The organism is Burkholderia sp. Ac-20392 (assembly GCF_017104585.1).
Taxonomy (GTDB): domain Bacteria; phylum Pseudomonadota; class Gammaproteobacteria; order Burkholderiales; family Burkholderiaceae; genus Burkholderia; species Burkholderia lata.
Window position 1 is genome coordinate 1 of the sequence record NZ_JAAGPB010000297.1, and the last position, 10,757, is coordinate 10,757.

Annotated in this window: 11 protein-coding genes; 2 read left to right on the forward strand and 9 right to left on the reverse strand. The window is 66.9% G+C overall.

Annotated elements, in window-relative coordinates; genetic code table 11:
* The coding region (locus G3N99_RS26405) for a hypothetical protein (protein ID WP_206123858.1) at positions 1–235 on the forward strand (235 nt) is incomplete at its 5' end.
* A gap of 115 nt (positions 236–350) precedes the next feature.
* On the opposite strand, the gene G3N99_RS26410 is transcribed toward G3N99_RS26405, so the two are convergent.
* Genes G3N99_RS26410 through phnS form a run of 7 tightly spaced genes read right to left on the reverse strand, consistent with a single transcriptional unit; the run spans position 351 to position 7,636 of the window.
* Positions 351–902, reverse strand: a complete 552-nt coding sequence (locus G3N99_RS26410; protein WP_206123859.1) for a phosphonate degradation HD-domain oxygenase — start codon at positions 900–902, stop codon at positions 351–353.
* A 4-nt stretch (positions 903–906) separates the two neighbouring features.
* Positions 907–2,361: a phosphonoacetaldehyde dehydrogenase gene (phnY, locus tag G3N99_RS26415; protein ID WP_206123860.1), complete on the reverse strand. Its 1,455-nt coding sequence runs from the start codon at positions 2,359–2,361 to the stop codon at positions 907–909.
* A complete protein-coding gene (phnA, locus tag G3N99_RS26420) occupies positions 2,358–3,665 on the reverse strand; it encodes a phosphonoacetate hydrolase (RefSeq protein WP_174940955.1) in 1,308 nt (435 codons plus the stop codon). Before phnA ends, phnY begins: the two co-directional genes overlap by 4 nt.
* Entirely contained in the window at positions 3,662–4,522 is an 861-nt protein-coding gene (gene phnV, locus G3N99_RS26425) for a 2-aminoethylphosphonate ABC transport system, membrane component PhnV (protein WP_069252527.1), read from the reverse strand. Before phnV ends, phnA begins: the two co-directional genes overlap by 4 nt.
* A complete protein-coding gene (locus G3N99_RS26430; protein WP_174940957.1) occupies positions 4,512–5,432 on the reverse strand; it encodes a 2-aminoethylphosphonate ABC transporter permease subunit in 921 nt (306 codons plus the stop codon). Before G3N99_RS26430 ends, phnV begins: the two co-directional genes overlap by 11 nt.
* A complete protein-coding gene (phnT, locus tag G3N99_RS26435) occupies positions 5,410–6,513 on the reverse strand; it encodes a 2-aminoethylphosphonate ABC transport system ATP-binding subunit PhnT (protein ID WP_011353963.1) in 1,104 nt (367 codons plus the stop codon). Before phnT ends, G3N99_RS26430 begins: the two co-directional genes overlap by 23 nt.
* A 34-nt stretch (positions 6,514–6,547) precedes the next feature.
* Positions 6,548–7,636 carry a 2-aminoethylphosphonate ABC transporter substrate-binding protein gene (phnS, locus tag G3N99_RS26440; RefSeq protein WP_174942176.1) on the reverse strand — a complete coding sequence of 363 codons (1,089 nt, stop codon included), beginning with the start codon at positions 7,634–7,636 and terminating at the stop codon, positions 6,548–6,550.
* A gap of 259 nt (positions 7,637–7,895) precedes the next feature.
* Between phnS and G3N99_RS26445 the strand changes: the two genes are divergently transcribed.
* The gene (locus G3N99_RS26445; protein ID WP_174940961.1) at positions 7,896–9,005 is read left to right on the forward strand and encodes a 2-aminoethylphosphonate--pyruvate transaminase; all 1,110 of its coding nucleotides are present in this window, start codon (positions 7,896–7,898) and stop codon (positions 9,003–9,005) included.
* 109 nt (positions 9,006–9,114) lie between these two features.
* On the opposite strand, the gene G3N99_RS26450 is transcribed toward G3N99_RS26445, so the two are convergent.
* On the reverse strand, positions 9,115–10,467 hold the full coding sequence (locus tag G3N99_RS26450; RefSeq protein WP_174940963.1) for an MFS transporter: 1,353 nt from the start codon (positions 10,465–10,467) through the stop codon (positions 9,115–9,117).
* A gap of 33 nt (positions 10,468–10,500) precedes the next feature.
* The coding region (locus G3N99_RS26455) for a shikimate dehydrogenase (protein ID WP_206123861.1) at positions 10,501–10,757 on the reverse strand (257 nt) is incomplete at its 5' end.

The following is a 10,757-nucleotide window of genomic DNA, read 5'->3' on the forward strand; positions in this document are numbered from 1 at the left end:
CACTTATCGGCTGTTAATTTTTAAAGAGCATTCTGCGAGGAACTTCGTGTTTCTCAGCAGCGCTGCGTTTTCAGCAGCAGAGAAGCGAGATTATGAACCGTGTTTCGCATTTCGTCAACAACTTTTTCACTACATCGTTGCGACTGCGGGGTTCAACTTCCAGGCCAGTTGCGTGCTACAGACTCCAGCACACTGCCAACCCTTGCTTCCCTCTCCCGCGCCGCGTTTCCGTTAGCGCGAAAGAGGCGTGATTGTAGGCAGCCTCTTCGATCTGCGCAAGGGGTTTCTCAAAAAATATAAGGCCCCGCACGCTACCGCGTGCGGGGCCTTATATAGAGGCAGCCGAACCGTCAGGCCGCGCGCACCTGGCGCGCGACGATCTCCATATAGTGATCGAGGTTCGGCGTCACCTTGCCCTCTTCCTTCGCCGTATCGTCCCAGCGGCGCAGACGCAGCGCGTCCTCCGCGAACGGACGTTGCAGGAACGCCGCCGTCTCCTCTTCACTGAAGATGCCGCCCTGCAACGCGAGGCTGCGCACCGAGTCCGGCGACAGGCTCTCGAAATAGCCGGCGTCGGTACGGCACAGGCAGCGCTTCGCGTCCACGTGCAGCCGGATCGGCTCCAGCACCGCGTCGGAAAACAGCGGCCGCAGGAACGGCAGCACGTAATACTGATGCAGATCGTCGATCCCGCGCGCGCTCGGCGTCTCGCCCTGGCGATTCAGCAGATGCCCGAGGTCATGCAGGAACGCGGCCGCGACCAGCGCTTCGTCAGCCCCCGCCTCTTCCGCCAGCAAGCCGCTCTGCAATGCATGCTCGAGCTGCGTGACCGGCTCGCCGCTATAGGCCACATGGCCATGCTCGCGATACAGCCCGTGGATCTCTTCCACCGTCAATGCCATTCATTCACTCCCAAGGCAGCGAAAACGTCTTCAGGTTCGTGAAGCTCTTCATCGCCTCCTGAACGCCTTCCTTGTAACCGAGCCCCGAATCCTTGATCCCGCCGAACGGCGACAGCTCGATCCGGTAGCCAGGCACTTCCCATACATTCACCGTGCCGACGTTCAGCTCGTTCACGAACCGCACGACCGCCGCCGTGCTGTCCGTACACACGCCCGACGACAACCCGAACGCCGTCCCGTTGCTGATCCGGATCGCGTCGTCGATCGTGTCGAACGTGATCACCGGCGATACCGGGCCGAAGGTCTCCTCGCGCACGATCGTCATCGACGGATCGACGTTGTCGAGCACGGTCGGCGCATACAGCGCGCCGCGCCGCACGTTGCCGGTCAGCAGGCGCGCCCCCTGCGCGACCGCCTCCGCCACTCGCGCCTCGAACAGCCGCGCCGCTTCCTCGTCGATCACCGTGCCCATTTCGTTCGCGGGATCGAACGGATCGCCGTACTTCCATGCACGCGTCTTCTCGACGAGCAACTCGGTGAACGCGGGCGCGATCGAGCGCTGCACCAGCATCCGCTTGACGGCCGTGCAGCGCTGGCCCGAATTCCGGTACGAGCCGAGCACGGCCAGCGATGTCGCGCGGTCGAGATCGGCATCGTCGAGGACGATCAGCGGATCGTTGCCGCCCAGTTCCAGCACGATGCGGCGGTAGCCGGCCCGCGCGGCAATCGCCTTGCCGATCGCGACGCCGCCCGTAAAGGTGATCAGCGACGCATGCGGGTGCGTGACAAGCTCGTCCGCGATCTCGCGCGGATCGCCGGTCAGCACCTGCAGCATCGGCTCCGGCAACCCGGCCTCATACAGCAGGTCGGCCAGGTAGAACGCCGACAGCGGCACCTTCTCCGACGGCTTCACGATCACACGGTTGTTGGTCGCGATCGCCGGCGCGATCTTGTGCGCCACCTGGTTCATCGGATGATTGAACGGCGTGATCGCGACGATCACGCCGTCGAGCGGCTGCCGCTGCGAGAACACGCGGCGCGCCTTGCCGTGGGGCGTCAGGTCGCACGAGAAACTCTGCGCGTCGTCGCGCAGCGCCTCGATCGCCGCAAACTTCAGCACGTCGGCCACGCGGCCGATCTCGTAGCGGGAGTCCTGTTTCGACAGCCCCGATTCGAGCGTGATCAGGTCGGACGCTTCCTCGGTGCGCTCGCGCAACAGCGCGGCCGCACGCTCGAGGATCTGCGAGCGCTCGTATCGCGTAAGCGCCGGCCGGTACGCCATCGCGTAGTCGAATGCCGCGCGCACGTCGTCGACGCTCGCCAGCGGCGCCGTCCCGACGCGCGTGCCCGTGTAAGGGTCCATCACGTCGAGCGTGCGCTCGCGCGTCGCGCGCGTGCCGCACCAGCGCAGCGCCTCTGCGCGAAACGCCGGATGATCGTGTCGGGGATGAGCCATCATGTCGCGACCCGGTTCAGCACGAAATCGAACACGTCGAAGTTGCGCGGGCGACGCGCGGGATCGATCGGCTCGATACGGCGATTGAACAGCAGCGGTACTTCCTGCTCCGACACGCCGCCATGCGAACGCAGCGGCACCGTGAGGCCCGACAGATCGTGTTCGCGTTCGCGCGTGCCGAGTGTCATGTCGCGGCGGCCGATCACGACGAGATCGCCGATCCGGTCGGCCGGCAGCTCGAAACGTGCAGCAGCTTCCGCGTTGTCGAGCACGAGCTCGACGCCGTCGAGGCCGCCGACGCGCCACATCGCCTCGGCCCGGTCGACGCCCGGCGCCAGATAGATGGTCGCAAACGAGCCAAGCGCGCCGTGGTGCACGACGTACGGATCCGTGATCGGCAGGATCACGCGTGCAGCCTGCGCGCCGTACCAGCCGTCGAATGCGTCCTGCAGATAGATGACGTTCGGCCGGCCCGTCGCGGGATCGTGCTTTGCGTTCATCCCGTGGTCGGCCGTCAGCCCGATCGCCCAGCCGAGCGCGTCGAGCTGCGCAAGGTAGCCGTCCATCATCGCGTAGAACGCATTCGCACCGGCACTGCCCGGCTCGCACTTATGCTGCACGTAATCGGTAGTCGACAGGTACATCAGATCGACCTGGCGCGTCTGCGCAAGCCGCACGCCGGCCGCGAACACGAATTCGGACAACGCCGCGCTGTAGACGTCCGGCGACGGCAGGCCGACCCAGTCGAGCACGTCGACGATCCCGTTTTCCGCGAGATTCGCCTGCGCGGCCTTCTCGGCCGAGAAGCAGATGCCGTTCATCTGCCAGCCGAGCAACCGGCGCAGCTTGTCCTTCGCCGTCACGACGGCGACCCGCGCACCGGCGTCGGACGCCGCGGCGAGCAGCGTGCCGGCCCGCAGGTAGGCCGGGTCGTTCATCATGACTTCGGCGCCGCGCCCGCCGTCGGCGGCCGGATCCCAGAAATAGTTGCCGCAGATCCCGTGGACCGACGGCGGCACGCCGCAGACGATCGACAGGTTGTTCGGGTTGGTGAAGGTCGGCACGACACAATCGGCGCGCCAGGCCGTACCTTCCGAAATCATCCGGCCGATGAACGGTGCGACGCCCGCTTCCACAGCCCGTTCGAGATAGTCGTACTCGCAGCCGTCGACGCAGACGACGACGGTCGGTTCGACCGGCAGCCGGTAGTGACGGCCGTTGACGTCGACGGCGCGCCCCGCGAGACCCGTCGATGCGCCGGCTGCCGACGCTTCACCGGGTTGGCGCAATGCGAACGCGGCGTTCATGATGCCACCCGCTTGCCGCGCGGCACGCGCGCAGCGATCAACAGCAGCGCCGCGAGCGACGCGCCGAGCATCAGCAGCGACAGCGCCGATGCCGGAAGGTAATACCCGCGCTCCACCTGGCCGATCACGACGATCGGCACGGTTGCAAAGCCGGGCGGATAAACCGTCAGCGTCGCGCCGAGTTCGCCGAGCGACAGCGCGAAGCCGAGTGCAAGGCTCGCGCGCAGCGCCGGCACGAGCTGCGGCAGCAGCACACGGCGCAGCACCATCGCGGGCGGCGCACCGAGGCTCGCCGCCGCTTCGCGCAGCACGGTGAGTTCCGGACGCAGTGCGGCAGCCGCGCAGCGATAGCAGAACGGCAGGATCAACGCGAGCTGCACGAGCACGACGATCGCCGCCGAGCTCGACAGGTCGACCGGCTTCTGGTGGTACGCGATCAGCACCGCGAGCCCGAGCACGACGCTCGGCACACCGTTCGGCACCATCACGAGCGCGTCGACCACCGCGCCGAGGCCACGTCGGTCGCGCCCTTCGAGCGCCAGCGCGAGCCACAGCCCGAGGATCGTGCCGACTGCCGATACGCCGAAGCCGATTTCCAGGCTCGTCAGCAGCGCGTCGTATTCCGGCGACCCGAGCCGCTCGAACCAGCGCAGGCTGTAGCCAGCCGGCAGAATCGTGCCGGACCACTGCGTCGACACGCTCGACAGCGCGACGACGATGACGGGCAGCACGAACAGCCAGAAGCACGCGAACGCGGCCAGCGCGAGCGCCGCGCGCGACGCATGCTTGAGCACCGTGTCGCCCCAGCCGATCTGGTGGCGCGGCACGGCTTGCCCGATACGAAATTCAGCGGACATCGTTCCCTCCCGTCGCACGCCGGTTCACCCGGCGATAAACCGCATACAGCGCCAGCGAAAGCGCGAGCATCACGACCGCACCGGCCGACGCGGTCGGCAGGTCGAGGTCGACGGTCGCGCTGCTGTAGATCGCAACCGGCAGCGTCACGAGCCGTGCGCTGCCGAGCACCAGCAGAATCCCGAATTCGTTGAGCGTCAGCAGGAAGCACAGCACGGTACCGGCAGCGATGCCCGGCCACGCGATCGGCAGCACGACGCGGCGGGCGAGCATCCACCCGGACGCGCCGAGGCTGCGCGCGGCTTCGATCAACCGCAGGTCGAGCGTCGCGAACGACGCGAGCGTCGGCCGCACGACGAACGGCGTATAGAACACGGTCTGCGCGAGGATCACGCCGCCAATGCCGAACAGGAAATCGAGCGGCGGATTCTCGAGATGGAACAGGTGCTGCAGCGCGATGCTGATCGAGCCTTGCGAGCCGTACAGGAAGATCAGCGTGAACGCGACGAGGAACGACGGGAACGCGACGTACAGTTCCAGGAAGCGCGTGACGAGCGACGCGCCCGGAAACGGCTTGAAGAACAGCAGCGCGGCCAGCAGCACACCGAGCACCGACGCGGTGCCGGCGCTCGCGAACAGCACGCCCAGTGTGGTCAGCAGCACGCCACTGGTGTCGGGGTTGCCGAAGAACGTGCGGTACGCGGCAAAACTCAGCCCGTGGTCGCCCGACACGCTCAGCAGCACGAGCCGCACCAGCGGATAGACGACGAGCGGGCCCAGCAGGAGGATCGCAAGCACGGCCAGGTGCAGGTCGCCCATGCGCTTGCGGCGCCGCGCGGCGGCGGCGTGCGCGGCGGCCGATGCGAGCACGTGCGGCGGCAGGCCGGCTTCAGGGCTCGATAAGGACGACATCGTCTGCCTCGCAATGCAGGGAAACGCGCGCACCGCGCTCGGGAGCCGCACCGCGGCCGCGTTGCATCGTGACGCGCACGGGCTCGTCGGGGGCCGCATCGATCGTGACCGCGATCGACAGGTCGGCGCCCTGCCATTCGACGGACGACACCGTGCCGTGCAGTCCGCCCGCAGCCGGCGGCATCAGGGTCAGGCGCTCGGGGCGCACGCAGGCGACCTTGCCGCGCACTTCGTGGCGCGGATCGCCGAGCGGGAAGATCACGTGCGGCGGCAGCAGGTTCGCCGGGCCGAGATAGCGTGCGACGTAGCCGTCCTGCGGCGCGTCGTACAGCTGCTGCGGCGTACCGAGCTGCGCGATGTGGCCGTCGCGCATCAGCAGCGCGCGATCGGACAGCACGAGCGCGTCGTCGCGGTCGTGCGTCACGCAGACGACGGTCAGGTTCGGCAGGCGCTCGTGCAACGCCTTCAGTTCGCTGCGCACCGATGCGCGCAGGTTGGCGTCGAGCGCCGACAGCGGCTCGTCGAGCAGCAGCACGTCCGGCTCGATCACGAGCGCGCGCGCCAGTGCGACACGCTGCTGCATCCCGCCCGACAGTTGCGCGGGCAGGTGATGGCCGGCATCGCCGAGCTGCACGAGCTTCAGCGCATCGGCGACGCGTCGCGTCACTTCCGACGACGCCATGCCGCGTGCGCGCAGCCCGAATGCGACGTTCTCGAACACCGTCAGGTGCGGGAACAGCGCGTAATTCTGGAACAGCAGACCGAGATTGCGCTTGTGCGGCGGCGCATAGGTCAGGTCGCGTCCGGCAACGGTCAGCGTGCCGGTCAGGCCGTCGGCCTTCACGAACCCGGCGATGAAGCGCAGCAGCGTGGTCTTGCCGCAACCGCTCTTGCCGAGCACGGTCAGAAATTCACCGGCACCGATCGACAGCGACAGATCTTCCAGCACCGTGCGTGCGCCGTAGCGCACGCTCAGGTGTTCGATCTGCACGCCGCCCGGCGCGCCGGACCGCAGCGTTGCCTGCGGTTCGGCGGCGCCGAATGCGCCGGGATGGGTCAGGGTGGTTTCCACCGGGTTCATCCTCTTGCTCACAAATACAGGCGGCGTGCGCCGATCACTTCGGCTTGACGACGTCGAGCTGCTTGCCCGAGCTGCCGATCACGTCCTTCTTCCAGCGCTCGATCCACACCGGCTTCTTCGCCATCACCTGGGTCCAGTCGACCGGGATCAGCTTCACGCCCGCGATCGCCTTCTTGACCGCTTCGCCGTTCTTGCCGGCCAGCGGCACGTCCGTGCGGCCCGGGATGCCGTACATGTCCGGCACCTTCGACTGCACTTCCGTCGACATCAGGTAGTCGATCAGCTTCTTGCCGGCGTCCTGGTTCGGGCCGCTCTTGATCAGGCCGATGCCGTACGGGAGCTGGAACGTGGTCGGCTGGTCGCCTTCCTTCGCGGCCAGGAAGATCGGCTTGACGGACAGCGCGCCGTGTTCGGCATCGTCGAGGTCCATCTGCAGGTCGCCGTTCGCCACGCTGATTTCGTTACGCGACAGCAGCACGTTCAGGTAGCCCGTGCCCTTCGTGTGGAACTTCACGCTTTGCGACAGCTTCGCGAGGTAGTCGAACGCCTTGTCTTCGCCCATCAGCGACGTCGTCAGGATCAGCACGGCCATCCCGTCGCCGGCGGTGGCCGGGTTCGAGTACGCGACCTTGCCCGCGTAGGCCGGCGACAGCAGATCGGCAAACGTCTTCGGCTGGTTCTTCACGACGTCCGGGTTGATCGCGAACGAGAAGTAGTTGTTCACGAACGTTGCCCACGTGCCGTCTTCGGCCTTCGCGATGGCCGGCACGTTCTTGTAGTTCACGCTCTGGTACGGCTGCAGCAGGCCCATCTGGCCGGCTTGCTGAATGAACGGCGGCAGCGTGACGATCACGTCGGCCTTCGGGGAGTTCTTCTCGATGTTCGCGCGGTTGACGACTTCACCGCTGCCCGCCGTCACGATGTTGACCTTGACGCCTTCCTTCTTCTCGAAGGCCGGCAGCACATCGCGATAGAGGTTCTCGAGACCGTCTGCCGTATACAGCACGACCGCGCTCGCCGCATGTGCGGGCAGCGCGGCGCCCATCAGACCGGCGACGCTCGCGGCCAGCGCAAGCTTGCGGAACGCGCCGGCAGCGGCGCGCGAGGGTTTCTGCAGTGTCATCTGACTTCTCCGTAGGCGGAACACCAAATGGCCGGGGCACGATCCGGCTCTCCTGTTATCTCCGGGCAGGGCCGATCGGCGGCCTGCCTCGCTACCGCGCTGAAGTGAGGTTTCGCGCGGCAAGCGAAGGATCACAGCGTTCGATGACAAACCCGTGACGAATGCCACAATTTCCAAAAAATGACACATTTTGCCAATATCATGCAAGTCATTCAGAAATGCCGCCCGGTGTTTCTTCCGACCTTTGCAAGGGAAAACCATGTCAGATCCGATTCTTCTTACGCCTGGCCCGCTCACCACGTCCGCCACAACCCGCCACGCAATGCAACATGACTGGGGCTCGTGGGATGCCGCTTTCAATCAACTGACGGCCAGCGTCTGCGCGGATCTGGTCGCGATCGCGCACGGTGGCGACGAATATGTGTGCGTGCCGATGCAGGGCAGCGGCACGTTCTCGGTCGAAGCGGCGCTCGGCACGCTGGTGCCGCGCAACGGCGTCGTGCTGGTGCCCGACAACGGCGCGTACTGCGCGCGCATCCTGAAGATTCTCGGCCGGCTCGGCATCGAAGCGATCGCGTTGCCGTTCGGCGAGGACGCGGCCGTCGATCCGGCCGCGATCGAAGCCGCGTTCGTGCGCGAGCCGCGCATCACGCACGTCGCGCAGGTGCATCTGGAGACGAGCGCCGGCATCCTGAACCCGCTCGACGACATCGCCGCCGTGTGCCGGCGCCACGGCAAGCGGTTGATCGTCGACGCGATGAGCTCGTTCGGCGCGCTGCCGATCGAGCTGGCCGGCAGCGGCATCGATGCGCTGATCTCGGCGAGCGGCAAATGCCTCGAAGGCGTGCCGGGGATGGGGTTCGCGATCGTGCGGCGTGAAGCGCTCGACGCGAGCGAAGGCAACTCGCCGTCGCTCGCGCTCGATCTCCACGATCAGTATGCGTACTTGCTCAAGACCGGCCAGTGGCGCTTCACGCCGCCGACCCACGTGATCGCCGCGCTGCGCGCCGCGCTCGACCAGTATCTCGCCGAAGGCGGCCAGCCGGCGCGCGGCGCGCGCTATGCGGACAACTGCCGGACGCTGGTTGAATCGATGCACGCGCTCGGCTTCGCGCCGTTCCTCGATGCGAGCGTGCAGGCGCCGGTGATCGTCACGTTCCACGCGCCGGACCACCCGGCCTACGATTTCCGCCGCTTCTACGACGCCGTGCGCGACGCGGGCTTCATCCTGTATCCGGGCAAGCTCACACAGCTCGAGACGTTCCGCGTCGGCTGCATCGGCGCGATCGACTCGAACGATATCCGCCGTGCGGTCGCGGCAATTGCGCAGGCGATCGAATCGCTCGGCATCGCCGTGCAGCGCGCATAAGCGCCGTCGTACTGCGCCAGCCGGCGGATCCGCCGGCACGCGCAAACAAAAAAGCCCGGCGGCCTTGCGGCTGCCGGGCCAACGCACAGGATGTGCGTGGAGCCGGTGCTTACAGCTCGATCCGCTTGATGTCGCCGACCACGAAGATGTACGACGCTGCACCGATCAGCGCGATCACGCCGATGAACACGAGCGCGCCGACGAACGACCCGGTCGACGCGACGATGAAGCCGACCACGAGCGGCGTGACGATCCCGGCAAGGTTCGCGGCGAAGTTGAAGATGCCGCCCGTGACGCCGAGCAGGCCGTCCGGCGCGATGTCCGACACGAGCGTCCAGCCGAGTGCGGCCATCCCCTGCGCGAAGAACGCGACCGACATGATCGCGATCACGGCTTCGTTGCTCTGCACGTAGTTCGCGAGAATGATCGTCGATGCGAGCAGCAGGCCCGCGATGATCGGCAGCTTGCGTGCGAGGTTCGCGGACTTGCCGCGACGCAGCAGCCAGTCGGAGAAGATCCCGCCGAACATCACGCCGACCGACGCGGCGATGAACGGCATCACCGCGAAGAAGCCGATCTTCAGCCAGCCCATGTGGCGCTCGGTGGCGAGGTAGGTCGGGAACCAGGTCAGGAAGAACACGAGCGTCGAGTTGCCGGCGAACTGGCCGAGGCAGATGCCCGCGAGCTGGCGCTTCTTCAGCAGCTTGCCGGCCATCGACCAGCTGAATGCCTTCTGCTCGCCCTTCGCGCCCTTGCCGCCTTTGTCACCGTCCTTGCGCACGCCGTGCACCAGGCCGCCGCCCGCCTCGATATACGCCAGCTCCTCCGAATTCGCACCCGGATGGTTGCGCGGCTCGTGATAGAACTTCCACCAGACCAGGCCGAACACGATGCCGACCGTGCCGACGACCCAGAACAGCGAGCGCCAGCCGAACGCCCCCATCAGCGCGAACAGCACCGGGCTGAAGAACGCGAGGCCGATGTACTCGCCGACGGTGTAGGTACCCGTCGCCATCGCGCGCTCGTTCTGCGGGAACCACGTCGCGACGACGCGGCTGTTGGTCGGGAAGCACGGCGCCTCCGCGACGCCCAGGCCGAGACGGCACGCGAGCAGCGTCGCGACGCCGGGCACGAAGCCTTGCAGGAACGTGCACAGCGACCACAGCGTCATCGACCAGTAATAGGTGACCTTGCTGCCGAAACGGTCGAGAAAGAGGCCGCCGGGCACCTGCGCGGCCACGTACGTCCACGAAAACGCGGAAAACATGATGCCCATCACGGCCGCGTTGATGCCGAGCTCCTTGGTGAGCTGCGGCGCAGCCACCCCCAGCACGGTGCGGTCGAGATAGTTGATCATCGTGCCGATCGCGAGCAGCGCGAGAATCTTGTAGCGCGCCGAGGTGCGCCGGACGGTGCCGGACGCCTGCGCCGGCGCGGCGCTCGTGTGGGTGGTGTGCTGCATGGTCGTCTCCTGGTCTCTCTTTCTGGAAGGGGGTCAGCGCGCGACGAGCGACTGAAAGTGATCGAACATCCGCTCGGCGTCGGGCGTGCGTCCGGTGAAGATCTCGAACGCGTCGACGGCCTGGTAGACGGCCATCCCGCCGCCCGGCAACGTGGCGCAGCCGGCCGCGCGCGCCGCGTGGATCAGTTCGGTTTCGAGCGGGAAGTACACGATGTCGGCCACCCACATGCCCGCGTGGAGCAGCTCGGCCGGCAGCGGCAGGCCCGGATGCTTGACCATGCCGGTCGGCG

Coding starts and splice junctions, on each gene's coding strand:
- phnV (WP_069252527.1), bottom strand. CDS start 4,522: ATGTCCGCTGAATTTCGTATCGGGCAAGCCGTGCCGCGCCACCAGATC.
- G3N99_RS26410 (WP_206123859.1), bottom strand. CDS start 902: ATGGCATTGACGGTGGAAGAGATCCACGGGCTGTATCGCGAGCATGGC.
- phnY (WP_206123860.1), bottom strand. CDS start 2,361: ATGATGGCTCATCCCCGACACGATCATCCGGCGTTTCGCGCAGAGGCG.
- G3N99_RS26445 (WP_174940961.1), top strand. CDS start 7,896: ATGTCAGATCCGATTCTTCTTACGCCTGGCCCGCTCACCACGTCCGCC.
- G3N99_RS26450 (WP_174940963.1), bottom strand. CDS start 10,467: ATGCAGCACACCACCCACACGAGCGCCGCGCCGGCGCAGGCGTCCGGC.
- phnS (WP_174942176.1), bottom strand. CDS start 7,636: ATGACACTGCAGAAACCCTCGCGCGCCGCTGCCGGCGCGTTCCGCAAG.
- phnA (WP_174940955.1), bottom strand. CDS start 3,665: ATGAACGCCGCGTTCGCATTGCGCCAACCCGGTGAAGCGTCGGCAGCC.
- phnT (WP_011353963.1), bottom strand. CDS start 6,513: ATGAACCCGGTGGAAACCACCCTGACCCATCCCGGCGCATTCGGCGCC.
- G3N99_RS26430 (WP_174940957.1), bottom strand. CDS start 5,432: ATGTCGTCCTTATCGAGCCCTGAAGCCGGCCTGCCGCCGCACGTGCTC.